The organism is Actinokineospora diospyrosa (assembly GCF_024171925.1).
Taxonomy (GTDB): Bacteria; Actinomycetota; Actinomycetes; order Mycobacteriales; family Pseudonocardiaceae; genus Actinokineospora; species Actinokineospora diospyrosa.
In genome coordinates this window covers 101978-118043 of record NZ_JAMTCO010000001.1, presented here as the reverse complement: position 1 = coordinate 118043, position 16066 = coordinate 101978, and the positions used below count along the sequence as shown (strand labels likewise).

At 70.6% G+C, this 16066-nt stretch carries 17 protein-coding genes; 8 read left to right on the top strand and 9 right to left on the bottom strand.

All coding sequences use genetic code 11. The features are described from left to right. The first annotated feature begins 7 nt into the window (after positions 1–7). Positions 8–916 (top strand): pseudouridine-5'-phosphate glycosidase, encoded by a 909-nt coding sequence (locus LV75_RS00505; RefSeq protein WP_253884552.1) that lies wholly within the window; start codon positions 8–10, stop codon positions 914–916. Here the strand turns inward: LV75_RS00505 and LV75_RS00500 are convergent. Genes LV75_RS00500 through LV75_RS00490 form a run of 3 tightly spaced genes read right to left on the bottom strand, consistent with a single transcriptional unit; the run spans position 898 to position 3456 of the window. After that, positions 898–1854 carry an ABC transporter ATP-binding protein gene (locus LV75_RS00500; protein ID WP_253884551.1) on the bottom strand — a complete coding sequence of 319 codons (957 nt, stop codon included), beginning with the start codon at positions 1852–1854 and terminating at the stop codon, positions 898–900. The two genes, LV75_RS00505 and LV75_RS00500, sit on opposite strands and share 19 nt — an antisense overlap. After that, entirely contained in the window at positions 1851–2663 is an 813-nt protein-coding gene (locus tag LV75_RS00495; protein WP_253884550.1) for an ABC transporter permease, read from the bottom strand. Before LV75_RS00495 ends, LV75_RS00500 begins: the two co-directional genes overlap by 4 nt. Beyond that, positions 2656–3456 carry an ABC transporter permease gene (locus LV75_RS00490; RefSeq protein ID WP_253884549.1) on the bottom strand — a complete coding sequence of 267 codons (801 nt, stop codon included), beginning with the start codon at positions 3454–3456 and terminating at the stop codon, positions 2656–2658. Before LV75_RS00490 ends, LV75_RS00495 begins: the two co-directional genes overlap by 8 nt. A 94-nt stretch (positions 3457–3550) precedes the next feature. Here LV75_RS00490 and LV75_RS00485 point away from each other — a divergent pair, with 94 nt between their 5' ends. Beyond that, positions 3551–4396 carry a carbohydrate kinase family protein gene (locus tag LV75_RS00485; RefSeq protein WP_253884548.1) on the top strand — a complete coding sequence of 282 codons (846 nt, stop codon included), beginning with the start codon at positions 3551–3553 and terminating at the stop codon, positions 4394–4396. Here LV75_RS00485 and LV75_RS00480 read toward each other — a convergent pair. Then, positions 4383–4718 (bottom strand): DUF3099 domain-containing protein, encoded by a 336-nt coding sequence (locus LV75_RS00480; RefSeq protein WP_253884547.1) that lies wholly within the window; start codon positions 4716–4718, stop codon positions 4383–4385. The two genes, LV75_RS00485 and LV75_RS00480, sit on opposite strands and share 14 nt — an antisense overlap. An 81-nt stretch (positions 4719–4799) precedes the next feature. On the opposite strand from LV75_RS00480, the gene LV75_RS00475 reads away from it, so the two are divergent. From LV75_RS00475 to LV75_RS00460, 4 genes are all read left to right on the top strand, one after another. Continuing rightward, entirely contained in the window at positions 4800–5303 is a 504-nt protein-coding gene (locus LV75_RS00475; protein WP_253884546.1) for a class I SAM-dependent methyltransferase, read from the top strand. A gap of 203 nt (positions 5304–5506) precedes the next feature. Beyond that, positions 5507–7003: a DUF7782 domain-containing protein gene (locus tag LV75_RS00470; RefSeq protein ID WP_253884545.1), complete on the top strand. Its 1497-nt coding sequence runs from the start codon at positions 5507–5509 to the stop codon at positions 7001–7003. A 37-nt stretch (positions 7004–7040) separates the two neighbouring features. After that, the gene (gene dtd, locus LV75_RS00465) at positions 7041–7466 is read left to right on the top strand and encodes a D-aminoacyl-tRNA deacylase (RefSeq protein ID WP_253884544.1); all 426 of its coding nucleotides are present in this window, start codon (positions 7041–7043) and stop codon (positions 7464–7466) included. A gap of 268 nt (positions 7467–7734) precedes the next feature. Further along, positions 7735–8709, top strand: a complete 975-nt coding sequence (locus LV75_RS00460) for a sigma-70 family RNA polymerase sigma factor (protein WP_253884543.1) — start codon at positions 7735–7737, stop codon at positions 8707–8709. A 236-nt stretch (positions 8710–8945) separates the two neighbouring features. Here LV75_RS00460 and LV75_RS00455 read toward each other — a convergent pair whose 3' ends face one another. Continuing rightward, positions 8946–9362 carry a helix-turn-helix domain-containing protein gene (locus tag LV75_RS00455; protein WP_253884542.1) on the bottom strand — a complete coding sequence of 139 codons (417 nt, stop codon included), beginning with the start codon at positions 9360–9362 and terminating at the stop codon, positions 8946–8948. 280 nt (positions 9363–9642) lie between these two features. Between LV75_RS00455 and LV75_RS00450 the strand changes: the two genes are divergently transcribed. Both LV75_RS00450 and LV75_RS00445 read left to right on the top strand, forming a co-directional pair. Then, the gene (locus LV75_RS00450) at positions 9643–11304 is read left to right on the top strand and encodes a fumarate hydratase (RefSeq protein WP_253884541.1); all 1662 of its coding nucleotides are present in this window, start codon (positions 9643–9645) and stop codon (positions 11302–11304) included. Between the two features lie 122 nt (positions 11305–11426). After that, the gene (locus LV75_RS00445; protein WP_253884540.1) at positions 11427–11816 is read left to right on the top strand and encodes a VOC family protein; all 390 of its coding nucleotides are present in this window, start codon (positions 11427–11429) and stop codon (positions 11814–11816) included. A gap of 84 nt (positions 11817–11900) precedes the next feature. Here the strand turns inward: LV75_RS00445 and LV75_RS00440 are convergent, their stop codons facing one another. The 4 genes from LV75_RS00440 to LV75_RS00425 form a co-directional block, all read right to left on the bottom strand. After that, on the bottom strand, positions 11901–12449 hold the full coding sequence (locus tag LV75_RS00440) for a hypothetical protein (protein ID WP_253884539.1): 549 nt from the start codon (positions 12447–12449) through the stop codon (positions 11901–11903). Positions 12450–12577: 128 nt separating this feature from the next. Then, on the bottom strand, positions 12578–13084 hold the full coding sequence (locus LV75_RS00435; RefSeq protein WP_253884538.1) for a hypothetical protein: 507 nt from the start codon (positions 13082–13084) through the stop codon (positions 12578–12580). Between the two features lie 47 nt (positions 13085–13131). Continuing rightward, complete coding sequence (locus LV75_RS00430; protein ID WP_253884988.1) at positions 13132–14067, bottom strand: winged helix-turn-helix transcriptional regulator; 936 nt, start codon at positions 14065–14067, stop codon at positions 13132–13134. A 90-nt stretch (positions 14068–14157) separates the two neighbouring features. Further along, positions 14158–15834 (bottom strand): carotenoid oxygenase family protein, encoded by a 1677-nt coding sequence (locus tag LV75_RS00425; protein ID WP_253884537.1) that lies wholly within the window; start codon positions 15832–15834, stop codon positions 14158–14160. Between the last annotated feature and the right edge of the window lie 232 nt (positions 15835–16066).

Genomic DNA, 16066 nt, shown 5'->3' with positions numbered 1-16066 from the left:
TGTCCGGGTGAGCCTGGTAATCGCTGATGAGGTCGCCGCCGCCCTGTCCGACGGGCGCGGCGTGGTGGCGCTGGAGAGCACCCTGCTGGCGCACGGGCTGCCTCAGGGGCGCAACCTGGAGGTCGGGGCCCGGCTGGAGCGGATCGTGCGCGAGGCGGGCGCTGTGCCCGCCACGATCGCGGTGCTGGACGGCGTGGCGCACGTCGGGTTGACGCCCGGGCAACTGGAGCGGGTGTGTTCGCCAGGCCTCGCTAAGTTGTCCCTGCGGGATCTAGGGCCTGCCTATGCCCTCAAGCGCGATGGCGCCACCACGGTGGCGAGCACGGCCGCGTTGGCGCATCGCGCGGGGATCTCGGTGTTCGCGACGGGTGGGCTCGGTGGGGTCCATCTGTCGATTCCGGCCGGTAGTGCCTCTTGGGACGTTTCGGCAGACCTGGATGTATTGGCGAGTACGCCGGTGACCGTTGTCTGCTCCGGGGTCAAGTCGATCCTCGACATCGCCGCGACGGTCGAGGTGTTGGAGACCAAGTCGGTTCCGGTCGTCGGCTACCGCACCGACCACTTCCCCGGTTTCTACCTGCGGGAGTCAGCTCATACCGTGCCGTGGCGGGTGGATAATCCTGCCGACGCCGCAGCGGTGATCGCGGCGCACCGCACGGTGACGTCATCGGGCGTGTTGTTGGTCAATCCTGTCCCGGTGGAACACGAGCTGGACCGGGATCTGCACGACCGGCTGCTCAGTGAAGGCATGGCGTTGCTACAGGAACGTGGGATTCGCGGTAAGGACGTCACCCCGGCGTTGTTGGAGTTCTTCCACAACGGCAGCGGCGGGACGAGCTTGAACGCGAACACCGAACTTGTGGCTAACAACGCCCAGGTAGCGGCAGAGGTCGCCGTTCAGCTTTCGTCCCGGTAGAGCCTAGAGACGACGTCTTCGATATTCGGCTCTTGCACGGACAGGTCTCGTAGTGACACCGCCTGCGCGAGAGCCGCGACTACCTCACCTGCTGCTGCGCCATCGAGTGTGAGGGTTACTCGGCGCGCGTCGGCTTCCACCGAGGTAACGACCGCGCCGGGCAGCGTGAGACCTTCCGGCCAGGGGGTGTCGAGGTCGGCGACGATGATGCGGCGGGAGCGATAGCGGGCATGCAGCTCATCGAGCGTGCCGTCGTGCACTACGTGCCCGTGGTCGATGACGACGAGTCTGCGGCACAGCTTCTCGATGTCGGCGAGGTCGTGGGTCGTCAGGACGACGGTGGTGTCGCCGCGCCGGTCGAGGTCAGTGAGGAACGATCGGACGGCCTGCTTGCTGAGCACGTCGAGGCCGATCGTGGGTTCGTCGAGGAACAGCACCTCGGGGCCGTGCAAGAGTGCGGCGGTGAGCTCACCGCGCATCCGTTGGCCTAGAGAGAGCTGTCGGACTGGGGTGTGCCGAAACTCGTCAAGGCCAAGTAGGTCCGAACACTGCTTAAGCCGAGCCGCGTGGTCACCTTCCGGGACACGGTAGATGTGCCGTAGCAAGGAAAACGAGTCCTCCAGCGGTAGGTCCCACCAGAGCTGAGAGCGCTGCCCGAACACAACACCGATGCGCCTCGCCAACGTGGTGCGCTTGGCGACCGGTTCCAAGCCGCAGACACGGACCTCTCCCCCGCTCGGGGTGAGCACGCCGGTGAGCATCTTGAGCGTGGTGGACTTGCCCGCGCCGTTGGGGCCGATGTAGCCGAGCAGCTCACCGCGTTCCACGGTGAGGTCGACACCGTCCACAGCGGACACCACGTGCCGCTCCCTGCGGAGCCGCCCGACCTTGCGGGTCACGGTGAAATCCTTGCGCAGGCCCCGCGCTGAAATGATCATGACCCCGTGCTCCGGTAGTGGCGGACGCCGATCCGCCAGAACACGGCGGCGACGCAAGCGGCGATGACAGCGACCAACGGCGAACACCAAGCAACCGCGGTCGGTAGGCCTAGCGGGTCTGGTTTGCCCAAGAGGACGAGTCCCGGGAAGTAGGCGACGAAGCCGAAGCCGAGGCCAAGGGTGAACAAGTCCCGGAACCAGCCGCCGTACATGGTGCTCGGGTAAGAGGTGAAGTCACGCCCGCCATAGGTGAACGCGTTGGCGACCTCGCCAGACTCAATCCACCAGAACGCGACGGTAGCCCCACCGATGAACAGGCTCGCGAAGAACACAGCCCCCGAAATTGGGACAATCACAGCGAACAGGACGCGTCCAACCGTCCAGGGGATGTCGGCGACACACAAGGCGACGACGTAGAGCACCAGTCCCTGAGCCGCCCGGCCGACACGGCGCAAGGCGAAGGTGATGACCGCCAGCTGCACCAACGCCGACAGAGGGCGCACCAGCAGCGAGTCGAACAACCCCGAGCGGACGTACTCGCGCAATCGATCCGAACTACCCGCGACCAGATCGCCCACAGTGAACCCGGCGGCCGCTAGAGCAGTCATCAGGAGGACCTCGGTGCCGTTGAAGCCACCGAGCGCGCCGGTGACGCTGAACAACACGAAGACCGTGGCGATGTCCAGTCCGTTGACCACCATGCTGCCGAGGATCTCCAGCAGCATGGACGTGCGGTACTGCGCCTGGCTGCGGACTTGAGCGCGGAGTACCCGCCCATAGACACGCGTCGTTTCGAGGATCTCAGCCACCTTGCACCACCAACTTCCGCACAGCGCGCGACTGCGCCCATCGGCAAGCGAGGAACAGGAGCACGCCCCAGACGGCCTGGCTTAGACACACCAAGAGGGCTTGCCCAGTGCCACCTCGCTCGACGGCGATGTCCAGCGGTGCTTGGAGCAAGGAAGGAAAGGGAGTGGCGACCCACAAGGTGGTGCTAAGCCAGTCCGGCAGCACCGCCAGGGGAAAGTAGAGCCCGCTAGCGGCACCGGAGACGAACACCCAGAACATGGTCACTCCGCGGATATCAAGCAACCAGAACGCTGTTAGGCCTATCAGGTAGCGGCAAGCGAAGCAAACGACTATCGCTAGGAGCGTGGACAGGATGAACAGCGGGTAGGCCAAGAAGCTCTGGGGGACATAGAAGTCGAACGCCAGGGCACCCACGACAAGTGGCGCGACGAACCGGGTCAGCAGGGCGAAGCCCGCGCGGCCGATGTCGGTCCACAGGTAGGTCCACAGTGGATCGACCGGGCGCAGCAGGTCGGCGACGACATCCCCGGTGCGGACCCGTTCGGCCAGGTCCAACATGGTCCACGAGTTCACCACGGCGAGCAGCCCTTGCCCCAGCCAGACGTAGCTGACCAACTGCGGGCCGCTGTACCCGGCCATGGCCCCGCCCGCGGCGGCGGCGACGCTGAGCAGGATGTAGCAGCGCAGGAACCCGAACACCGTGTTGGTGAACGCCCCGGCGAACGTGGCCTGCCGGTAGGTCGCGTGCCTGCGGAACCCAGCCGCGATCAACGCGGCTTGGACACGCGCCATCACGAGTCTCCTTCGGGGACGGTTGCCGCAGAGTGGCGGGGGTGCTTCTTACCGTATCGTCCGATGGCGGCGCGACTTGGTTTCGGAGGTTCCTGTGGGCGTGGTCGTCGTTGGTGACACAGCACTGGACGTCGTAACCCGGCATTCCACACCTATCGCCTGGGGCGACGACACTCTGGCCACCACCACGTTGAGGCCAGGAGGCGCCGGTGCCAACGCCGCCGCCTGGCTCGCCCACCTCGGCGAGCCGGTGACGCTGGTGTCCCGGGTCGGCGATGACGCAGCCGCGGCCCAGGTGCGGGCAGACCTAACGAGCCGGGGCGTCAGGTGCTTGTTCACCGTTGATCCGTCGGCGGCTACTGGATGTGTGGTCGTGCTCGTCGATGGCACCGGCCAACGAACGATGTTCCCGGATAGAGGCGCGAACGCCCTTCTCCGTCAGGCAGATCTACCGCCGCTCGAACAGGCCAAACACCTGCACTTGTCCGGATACGTGCTCTTGGACGCGGCAACCCGGCAAGCCGGTATCGACATCCTCGCCACAGCGCGCAGCGCAGGTCTGACGACCTCGGTGGACCCGCAATCAGCCGCGTTGATCGACGACACATTCCTGGCCACGCTCAACGGTGTGGACTTGCTGCTACCGAACCACGACGAGTTTCTGGCTCTAGGTGGGCAGAAGGTGCTCGACACCGTTGGCGCTGCCGCCGTGACCCACGGCGAACACGGGGCGTACTGGGTCGACCGCGATGGGGTGGTGGAGGAACCCGCGCTGCCAACGGAGTGTGTCGACACCACCGGTGCCGGTGACGCGTTCAACGCGGGCGCGCTGCGCGTGTGGTTGGCGGGCGCGACACCGCGTGAGGTGCTGCGCGCCGGGGTGACGGCGGGTGCCGCGGCCGTCGGCCAGGTCGGCGCCCAGCCGCTCAGCCGTCGATGACCTCGCGACCGGTCGAATCGATGGCCTTGGGGTCGCGCTGGTAGCGGTTGACCTTCTCCACCTTGCGCGGCGGGCGGTCGTTGGCGACGAGCACCGCCATCCACGGCAGCGGGATCGACAGGGCGACGAAACCCAGCGCCAGCCACCAGGTCTGGTAGGTGAGCCCGGCCAGCAGCAGGCACGGGATGCGCAAGCCCATCATGATCATGTACTTGCGCTTGCGCGCGGCGAACTGGTCCTCGTACGACGGCGCGGCCTCGGTGATCAGAACCGGGGTGTCGTCCCGCTCGGAGCCCTTCACGACACCACCTCCGGCCACCATCCTCTCACCTCGGCGGGCCTACTGCGCCATCCGGGTAGAACTGGATCGGGAATCCCCCGGTTGCCGGTAAGAAGATGGTTTATGACTGGATTCGCGGTCGAGGGATTCGGGGCGTCGACCCGACACCGCATGGCCGAGGCCAACCTGGTCCGCCACCTCACCGAGCCGTGCCGGGTGCTGGACGTGGCGGGCGGGCGCGGTGAGGACGGCGTGCCGCTGGCCGCGCTCGGCCACGAGGTCACCATCCTCGACCCGGCTGGCGCGATGCTCGCCGACGCGCTGGCGCACGCCTACGTGCGCGGGGTGACCGTGCGGGTGGCCCAAGCGGGCGCCGAGGACGCGCCGGAGCTGTTCCGCGCGGGCGACTTCGACGTGGTGCTGTGCCACGAGTTGCTGCACTACGCCGAGGACCCGGTCGCGCTGTTGCGCGCGGTGACCGCCCCGCTGCGCCCCGGTGGCCTGCTGTCGCTGCTGGGCCCGCTGCCCACGGCCGGGCAGGCGCGCGACGCCGCGACGCTGCTCGGCGCCGAGATCGTCGCCCGCTACCGCCTCCCCGGCCACTTCCACCTCATCACCCGCGTATGACCCGCTGACCCCTGTGGACAACTCGGCGCGCCGCGCGCCGAACCCTGTCACCCTGCGGTCATGCGATGGGGGACAGCGGACAGGGCGCGCAGCGGCGCACCCAGCGGGGTGCGGGACAGGGCACAGAACAGGGCACAGGACGGGGCGCCGGGCGCGGCCCGGGCCCGCGGGTCGGCGGCGGGGTGGCGTGCGAGCATTCGGGCGTGCTTCCCCACTTCTCGGACGAGTTCTGCGCGCGCTTGGCTGAGGCGCTTCGGGTGGTCGGCTACGACGCGGACGGGGTGGTGGCGGCGCTGGGCGACCAGGCGCACGCCGCGCTCGGCCGCGGTGAGCCCGAGCCCGCCCGCCGCCGCACCGCCGACGGCGGGCCGCTGGCGACGCTCATCCGGATGTTCCTGGTCGGCGACACCGTCCCGCTCGCGCGGGCGCGCGCCGCGCTCAGCGGGCTCGACCTGGCCGACGCCGCGGCGGTGGGGCTGGTGGCGGTGTCCGGCGACACCGCGCGCGCCGGGCTCGACCTGCGCCCGTACGGCGACGACGAGGGGTCCTGGTGGGTGGTGGCCGACCTCGACGCCGAGCAGGCGGGCCGCCCCGTGGGCACCGACCACGTGCTCGGCATCGGGCACGCCTCGCTCAGCTTGGCGCGAGCGACCGTGCGCAGGGAGGTCGACTCGCTGCTCGACCTGGGCACCGGGTGCGGGGTGCAGGCGCTGCACGCGAGCAGGCACGCCGCGCGGATCACCGCGACCGACCTGTCGCCGCGCTGCCTGGCCCTGGCCTCGGCGACGTTCCGGCTCAACGGGCTGGACGTGGAGACCGCCCGCGGGTCCTGGTTCGAGCCGGTCGCCGGGCGGCGGTTCGACCAGGTGGTGTGCAACCCGCCGTTCGTGGTCGGCCCGCCCCGGGTGGACTACACCTACCGCGACTCGGGGCTCGCGGGCGACGACGCGAGCGCGCTCGTGGTGCGCGGGCTCCCGGACGTGCTGGCGCCGGGCGGGGTCGGGCAACTGCTGGCGTCCTGGCTGCACCGCCGCGGCGAGGACTGGGCGGAGCGGGTCACCGGCTGGCTGCCCGACGAGGGCGTCGACGCCTGGTTCGTCCAGCGGGACGTGGCCGAGCCCGCGATGTACGTGGGCACCTGGCTGCGCGACGCCGGGATCGACCCGCGCTCGGCCGAGGGCTCGGCGAAGGCGGCGGCCTGGCTGGACTGGTTCGAGGCCAACGACGTGGTCGGCGTCGGGTTCGGGTTCGTCACGCTGCGGGCCACCGGAACCGACACCGAGGTCGCCTGCGAGGACCTGCGGCACGCCTACGACGACCCGCTGGGCCCCGAGGCGGGCGGCTGGCTGGACCGGGTCGCCTGGCTGCGCGCCAACGCCGACCCCGCGCGGCTGGTGGGCACGCGGTTCACCGTCTCCCCCACCGTGGTGCTGGAACGCGTCGCCGAGCCGACCGGGGACGGCTGGAAGGAGCTGGTGCGCAGGCTGCACCGCACCGACGGCCCCGGCTGGCAGCAGGAGACCGATGAGCTGGTCACCGCGCTGCTCGCGGGCTGCCAGGGGCAGGTGCCGCTGGGCGACCTGCTGAGCCTGCTCGCGGCGGCCAACGGCCTGCCGACCGACGAGGTCGTGCGAGCGGCGCTGCCGGTCGTGGTCGACCTCGTGACGCACGGGATGCTGCTGCCCGAGGAGAGCGCGTGAGGCGGCAACCGGACCAGAGTCCGTTCCGGGTGCGCGGGTGAGGGCCGTCGCGGCCCGGGTGAGCCGGGCGAAGGTCGTCGTCGACGGGGAGACCGTCGGCGAGATCACCGAGGCCGGGTTGCTGGTGCTGCTGGGCGTGCATGTGGCCGACACCGAGGACACCGCGGCGACGATGGCCCGCAAACTGCACGAGTTGCGGGTCCTGCGCGATGAGCAGTCCTGCGCCACGACCGGCGCACCGCTACTCGTGGTGAGTCAGTTCACACTCTACGGCGACACCCGCAAGGGGAGGCGGCCGTCGTGGACCGCGGCCGCCCGACCGGAGCACGCGGAACCGCTGGTGGCCGCGACGATCACCGCGCTGCGCGCCCGCGGCGCGCGGGTGGCCACCGGCAGGTTCGGCGCCACCATGGCGGTGGAGAGCGTCAACGACGGACCGTTCACCGTTCTGATCGACCTCTGAACCGGGGCATACCGCACTGACCGTCGCCGTTAGACGGTCGTACTCACCCACACGGTTGACTTGACCTTCCGCCCAAAGGTTGATGTGACACCGGATCCCGCACTGCCACCGTGAGCCGTGACCGGCACCCGGGTTCTCAGCGAAACCTCAGGCAAACCTGAACAACGCCAGAGCGCCCGGCGACGTCATCACAGTGGGAGGGCACGGGAACGAATCCACCCCCCGCCACGTTTGACAGGCAGAACCACCTACAGGGGGAGGGAGCACCATGACGGTCCCGCAGCAGCGTGAGCCGGGAGAGCTCACCTATGAGGCCGACCTCGACGCGCAGGGCCCCGCGGCCGACTTGGTGCGCGTCTACCTCAACGGGATCGGGCGCACCGCACTGCTCACCGCCGCCCAGGAGGTGGAGCTGGCCAAGCGCATCGAGGCGGGGGTCTTCGCGCAGCACATGCTCGAGACCTCCCCGGAGCTGTCCCCGGCGCGGCGCGCCGAGCTGCGCGCGCTGATCGCCGACGGGCACGTGGGCAAGAACCACCTGTTGGAGGCGAACCTGCGCCTGGTGGTGTCGCTGGCCAAGCGCTACACCGGTCGCGGCATGCCGCTGCTGGACCTGATCCAGGAGGGGAACCTGGGTCTGATCCGCGCGGTGGAGAAGTTCGACTACACCAAGGGTTTCAAGTTCTCCACCTACGCCACGTGGTGGATCCGCCAGGCGATCACCCGGGGCATGGCCGACCAGGGCCGCACCATCCGGCTGCCGGTCCACCTGGTGGAGCAGGTCAACAAGCTGGCCAGGATCAAGCGCGACCTGCACCAGCAGCTCGGCCGCGAGGCCACCAAGGACGAGCTGGCCAAGGAGGCCGGGCTGACCCCGCAGAAGGTCGCCGACCTGCTCGACCACGCCCGCGACCCGGTGAGCCTGGACATGCCGGTCGGCGCGGAGGAGGACGCCCCGCTCGGTGACTTCATCGAGGACGGCGAGGCCACCGACGCCGAGAGCGCGGTCATCTCCGGGCTGCTGCAGGACGACATGCGCCGGGTGCTGGCCACCCTCGACGAGCGGGAGCAGTCGGTCATCCGGCTGCGCTACGGCCTCGACGACGGCCAGCCGCGCACCCTGGACCAGATCGGCAAGAGCTTCGGCCTCTCCCGCGAGCGGGTCCGCCAGATCGAGCGCGAGGTCATGTCCAAGCTGCGCCAGGGCGAGCGGGCCGAGAAGCTGCGCGCCTACGCCAGCTGACCCCGGCCGAACCGGGGCGGTCCGGTTCGCGACATCACACGGATAGCGGCGTTGACATGTGACGCGAGTCACGGCAGCGTAGTGAGCACACACCCACACACACCACGCGGCGCGGAACTCGATACTGGAGTCCTCCGCCGCCCGCGACGGGAGGTCGGGACGGCCGGGGGCCGCCCCGGCCTTCCGGCATGTGCGGCCCCGCCAGTCCGGTCGGCCCCGCTGGTCGTGCCGGTCCGCTAGTCCTGCCGGTCGTCGGTGCCGCGGACGTCGACGGTGGTGAAGGTCGTGCCACCGAGGATCGCGTCGGTCAGCACGCCGAGCATCTGCTTGATCTCGGCCACCCGGTAGTCGAGCGCGTCGAGCCTGCCCGCGATGTCGGCGTCGGAGCGGATGGCGGGTTCGCCCAGCGGCTGCGGCTCGCGGTCCTGCGCGATGTGCCGCAGGTGTTCCGGGTGCAGGCCCAACGCCTCCGACAGCGCGCGCAGCACGTGGTCGGATCGGGTCCGCCGCTTCGTGTTGTTCTGCAGTTCGGCGACGACCGCTTTCGAGATGCCGGATTTCTCGATGAGCGCGGCCTGGTTCATTTCCCGCTCGTCCATCCGCCGCTTGATCTCGCGCGACACGGCGTCCCAGTCACCAACAACGCCAGCCACGTGACTCCTCCGCGCTCGGCACACCGAAAGCAAAGAATAGCCGCTCGGCATTTCCGACAAGCAGGGCAGCGGTATGGATAAAAGCATTCTCAAAGCCGGGATAAAACCATCCCGCTTATGTCCGAAAATAGCCGATAGCGCCGCGCGCACCCGGTTTCGCGGCCGGGCCGGGACCGCAGCGCGCCCGCGTGGCCAGGACCACGTGCGGAGCACCCCGGCGGAGGCGGCGCCGAGGAGTACGTTTTGCGGATCCGGACGCGTGCAAGGGAGCCCGCTCATCGTGACCACCACCACGAACTTCGACTACACCGATGTCCTGCCCCTGGGCCAGGACCGCACCACCGAGTACCGGCTGGTCAGCCCGGACGGGGTGCGCGTCGTCGAGGCCGCCGGTCGGCGGTTCCTCGAGGTCGACCCGGCCGCGCTGACCGCGCTGGCCAAGGAGGCGATCAAGGACATCCAGCACCTGCTGCGCTCATCGCACCTGGCGCAGCTGCGGGCGATCGTCGACGACCCCGAGGCCAGCGGCAACGACCGGTTCGTGGCGATGGACCTGCTGCGCAACGCGTGCATCGCCGCGGGCGGGGTGCTGCCGATGTGCCAGGACACCGGTACCGCGATCGTGATGGGCAAGCGCACCGAGACCGTGCTCACCGGCGGCACCGACGAGCAGGCGCTGGCGCGCGGGATCTACGAGGCGTACCAGGAGCTGAACCTGCGGTACTCGCAGATGGCCCCGGTCACCTTCTGGGACGAGAAGAACACCGGGACCAACCTGCCCGCGCAGATCGACATCCACACCAAGCCGGGCACCGACCCGGTGTACGAGTTCCTGTTCATGGCCAAGGGCGGCGGGTCGGCGAACAAGACGTTCCTGTACCAGGAGACCAAGGCGGTGCTCAACCCCAAGCGGCTCGCCTCGTTCCTCGACGAGAAGCTGCGCTCGCTGGGCACCGCGGCGTGTCCGCCCTACCACCTGGCGGTCGTGGTCGGCGGGCTGTCGGCCGAGCAGAACCTCAAGGTCGCCAAGCTGGCCTCGGCGCGCTACCTGGACACCCTGCCCACCGAGGGCTCCCCGCTCGGCCACGCCTTCCGCGACGTCGACCTCGAGCAGCAGGTGCTGGCGCTGACCCGCGACTTCGGCATCGGCGCCCAGTTCGGCGGCAAGTACTTCTGCCACGACGTGCGGGTGATCCGGCTGCCCCGGCACGGCGCGTCCTGCCCGGTGGGCATCGCGGTGTCCTGCTCGGCCGACCGGCAGGCCAAGGCCAAGATCACCCCGGACGGCCTGTTCCTGGAGCAGCTGGAGCGCGACCCGGCGCACTTCCTGCCCGAGGTGCACGGCGAGGAGCTCTCCGACGAGGTCGTGCGCATCGACCTGACCCGGCCGATGGCCGAGATCCGGGCGACGCTGGCCACGCTGCCGGTGAAGACGCGGCTGTCGCTGAGCGGCCCGTTGGTGGTGGCCCGCGACATCGCGCACGCCAAGATCAAGGAGCGGCTGGACGCGGGCGAGCCGATGCCGCAGTACCTGCGCGACCACCCGGTGTACTACGCGGGCCCGGCCAAGACCCCCGAGGGCTACGCCTCCGGCTCGTTCGGCCCCACCACGGCCGGGCGCATGGACTCCTACGTCGAGCAGTTCCAGGCGGCGGGCGGGTCGCTGGTCATGCTGGCCAAGGGCAACCGCTCCAAGCAGGTCACCGAGGCCTGCCGCGCGCACGGCGGCTTCTACCTCGGCTCCATCGGCGGCCCGGCCGCCCGGCTGGCGCAGGACTGCATCAAGAAGGTCGACGTGCTGGAGTACGCCGAGTTGGGCATGGAGGCGGTCTGGCGGATCGAGGTGGAGGACTTCCCGGCGTTCGTCGTGGTCGACGACAAGGGCAACGACTTCTTCGCCGGGACCAGCACACCGACGCTGCAGGTGACCTTTCGCAAGTAGCGGCAGGTTCGGGCCGCGCGTTTGACCGCGCGCGGCCCCCGGTGTTGCATCGAGGGGTATCGCGTGCCGGGGCGGTCAACGCCGCGGCATGGAGGTACCGAGACGCGAGGACCCCACCTTCGATGGCGATCCAGTTCAACCACACAATCGTTCCCGCGCGCGACAAGCGGGCCGCGGCGCACTTCCTCGCCGACATGCTCGGGCTGCCCGCCCCGGTGCCGTTCGGCCCGTTCTACGCGGTGACCCTCGCCAACGGCGTGAGCCTCGACTACGCCGAGCCGGGCACCGACTTCGCGCCGACGCACCTGGCGTTCCTGGTCAGCGAGGCCGAGTTCGACGAGATCTACGCGCGGATCACCACGCGCGGCATCGCGCACTGGGCCGACCCGGCGCAGAACCGGCCCGATGAGATCAACACCAACGACGGCGGGCGCGGCGTCTACTTCGTGGACCCCGACGGGCACTACCTCGAGGCCCTCACCGTCCCCTACGGCGGGTGGCCCGCGCGGTAGCGGTTTTTGGGGTCGGGGCAGACCACAGGGTTGGCTGCCCCGACCTCGGGGACGTGGGTACCGCGGTACTGCGGCGGGGTGGGCTCAGCCGCCCGCGACGACCTCGACGGTGCGGTCACCGACGGGCTGCTCGAGGGGGACCTCGACCGGGCGCGGGGTGATCACGGTGGCGCACATCTTGCCCTCGGTGCCGCCCTGCGGCGAGGTCATCGGGGCCAGCGAGACCTTGACGACGGCCTCGGTCGCCTCGAGGACCTGGGCATCGACGCCCGCGCACGAGTCACTGGCGATGCCGACCAGCTGCAGCGACTTGCCGTCCTCGGACGCCCACACGCGGCGTTCCTTGTAGCTCTCCGGGAGGGCCTTGGCGTTGACCTGCTTGGCGGGCAGTTCCTTGAACCCGGCGGGGACGCTCACCTTGCCGTCCGGGGCGATGGTGACCTGCGGGACCTGGGGCTTGGTCGGCGCGGGGCCGGTCTGCGGGGGCTGCGAGCCCTCGGTGGTGGGTGCGGCCGAGGCGGGCTGGGTGGTGCCCGGCGCGGGCGCCTGGTCGGCCTGGTCGGCCGCGCCGCCGCAGCCCGCGAGCACGAGCAGGGCCAGGGCCGCGACGGCCGTGGACAGAGTGGTCTTCATAGTCCCAGGACGGTAGCGGACACCGTCGCGGTTGCACGGACGCGCAACGGTGCCCCGGTCGGCGGGGCAATGCCGACCGGGGCACCCGGGGGGAGGATGTTCGGTTTATGTGGTCGGTGTAAAGGGAATTACCCGACCCGCTGCTCGCTCTTGAGCACGACCTTGCGCTCCCCCAGCGGTTTGTCCAGGTTCACCGACAGCTTCGGGAACCGGAGGTCCATCGTGCACTGCACGGGTTTGGCGGGTTGGGTCTCCACCAGCGTGATCACGACCTGGGTCGCGGTCTGCGCCGCGACCTCGGCGCTCGCCTTGCCGCAGCCGCCTTCCTGGGCCACCACACCGACATCGGTGCCGTCGTTCTCGGTCCACACCACCGTCGGGTAGTCCTCGACCACCCCGGTCGCGTCGATCTGCCCGGCCGGTACCTCGGTGCCACCCGACGGGGGTGTCCGCGCGGGCTGGCGGTCCGGCTCGGTGGACTCGGTCGGCGGGACACCCGGCGGGATCGCGGCCGACGACGAGGTCGGCGGCGCGGACGCGGGGTCCGGCGGCGGGCTGGCGGTCTCCTGTCCGGCGCACGCGGTCAACACCGTGAGCAGAACGCCTGCGCCAATGCTGGTTCCTAGGCGTTTCATGCCCTCAGGACGGATCCCGGTCACCCTGGGGTTGCACGCCGATCCGATCAGTCAGCGGGGACCTCCTCGATCGTGCGGCCTGCCAGCGCCTCGTCGCACACCGAGCACACCAGGACCGGCACGAACCGGTGCCCACCGTGGTCGAGCACGGCGGCGGGCCCCTCGGGCGCGACGAACCACCGCTGCCCCCAGTCCAGCGCGCTGATCACCACCGGGAACAGCGCCCGCCCCTTGTCGGTGAGGTGGTGGTGCGACCGGGCCAGCGGCTCGGGGCCCTCGGACGGGGCGAGCACCCCGAGCGCGGTGAACGTGCGCAGCCGCTCGGCCACCACGGTCGCGGGCGCCCCCAGCCTGCGCTGGAAGTCCGCGAACCGCCGCGCGCCGAGGTAGGCGGCCCCGAGCATGGTCGCCGACCACCGGTCGCCCAGCACCGCCCGGCTCTGCGGGAAGAACCCCGGCCCCAGGCTCGTCGACCCGCTCGAGCGCCGCCGCATCGTCGCCGTCGGCGTCGACCGCGGCCACGACCCGCTCGGCCCGAACTCGGCGGCCACCTCGCGCGGCGCGACCGGCACCCCGCAGGTGCGGCACACCAGCACCGGGGTGAACACCGCGCCGCAGGCGGTGTGCCGCATCCGCGGCAGGCCGGGGCGCGTCCCACCCGCCCAGGTCAGCTCCCAGGCCCACACGCTCAGCAGGAACGGCCACAGCCCGACCCCGCGCCTGCTGAGCGCGAACTCCCGCTGCCCCCGCTCGCCCTCCGGCACGAGCACACCGACATCGCTGAGGTGCCGCAGCCGCGACCGCAGCACGGCGTTGGAGATCGGCAACAACCGCTGCCAGTCCCCGACCCGCCGGGTGCCGTCGCGCAACGCGTACCGCAGGATCAACAGCGTCCACTCGTCGGCCACGGTCCCCACCGCGTAGGCGATGGCGTTGTCCCCGCCCACGCCGAGCTCACTGGGCCGATCCGGCGGATGCACCATCACCTGGGCAACCCCGCCACGACACCCCGCGCACCGGCCGCCACGACGACCGATCCGATCACAGCCGCCCCCGTCGCCCACCACGAACCGTCATCGGCGAGCCCTCGACGACCCCGCCGACCCAGACTCCGCCGATCCAGACCCTGCCGATCCAGACCCCGCCCACCCAGACCCCACCCAACCGGACCCCGACGACCTAGACCCCGCCCACCCGGACCCCACCGACCGGGATTCCGCCGACCCGGATCCCGGCGCCCCGGCCAACCCGAGCGCCGCCGCCGGGTCCTCGGCGTCCGACCAGCCGGGCAGGTCCGCCCCAGGCGCCCACGTGCTGTGGGTCCCGCTGCTGACCCGCTCCGGCAACCGAACGCGGGCGAGCGGCCCATCACCGATCCGGGCGGCGTCGAGGATGAGGCACTCCGAACGGTCGGCGTTCATGTCGGTGGTCATCGTGATCAGGTAAGCGTCATCCTCACCACGCCCCTCTGGCCGCGGCGCCACGGCGGTCTCACTGCCGAACACCCCAGCACCGTAGCGGTAGCGCTGTTGGTCCCCGGTGCGCAGGTCGTGCCGGACCACACCGTCGAACAGGAACCACCCCGGTTCCCCGGTCGAGGCGTAGGCGTACCGGTGGGGTCGACCGGCACGACCCGGATCGATCACGCCGAACTCGGTGATGTCGTCGCTGAGCCGCTCCTCCCGCGTGCGCCCGGTGACCAGGTCGAGCCGCCACCGGTGCAACCGGGTCCCCATGCCGTCGAGCGACAGCATCCGGAACAACCGCGCGTACGCCGGATCACCGGGCCACCGCCCAGCCCGCCCCTCCGGGTCGGACTGGAAGAACCCGTCGACCACGATCTCGTCGCCGTCCTCGTAGGCGTTGACGAAGTGCAGCACGAACGTCGGATCGGCCTCGAACCACCGGATCCGGTCCCCGCCACCCCGCCGGGGCAACACCCCCAGCCGAGTGGGCAACTCGGGGTGGAACCGCGCCGCGTGCACCCCCTTGGCCAGCAGGCCCGGCTCCCAGAACAGCGGGCAGTCGTTGAGGATGGCGTAGTTCTCGGTGAACGCCATGTCGTGCGGCAACCGCGGCCCGGGCAACTCGACACCGGTGTAGTGCACCAACCGGTCATCGGCGTCGACCACGCCGTAGTGCAGGTAAGGCTCCTCCTTCCCGTAGTTGAAGAACAACAGCTCCCCGGTGACCGGGTCCACCTTCGGGTGCGCCGACACCCCACCCGCGGGCGCCCACGCCGACCTCCCCAAGGTGTCCAGCGTCAACGGATCGATCCGGTACGGCTCACCGCACTGGTAGAAGGTCGCCAGCGCGACCCCGGCGTGCACGACGATGTCGGTACTGGCGGAGTCCTTCATCCGACCGCGCGCACCCCAGCCATCCGCCCGCGGCGCGCTCTCCGGGGCTTCCGCGATCCCCGCCCACAGCGACCGCCCCGCCTCCTGCTCGGCCAGGAACCCCTCGGTGCGGACGAACCGGTTGCGGTAGAACGCCTTCCCGTCCCGGAAGCCGACCACGTGCACCATCGCGTCACCGTCGAACGGGTGGTAGGTCGCCACCGCCGGGTGCACCGGGTTCTCGGTGTTGCGTAGGTACACCCCGTCAAGGTCGGCCGGGATCTCGCCGATGACCTCCAGGTCGGTGGCCGCCCGCTCCACCGTCTGCGGCCGCCACGGCCCGCTGCGGTACGGGTGGTCGTCGTGCTCGGGCAACGTGCTCAGGACCCGGCCGAGGATCTCCACCTCCACTTGGGACCCCCCAACTCGGCGCCGCGACCACCCCACCACCAGGCCGGGTGCCCCACCGACACCGGCAGGGTCCACCGCCACCGGCGGTATCGGCCACCACCGGCAGTGCTCCGCCACCGCTGGCAGTGTCTGCCGCCACCGGCATTGTCTGCCGCCACCGGCAACGGCCCGACCGCGGCGAGGTCCCGGCGGTTGCCAGTGCCGGGAATCCGAGACTACAACTGGGGCGGTG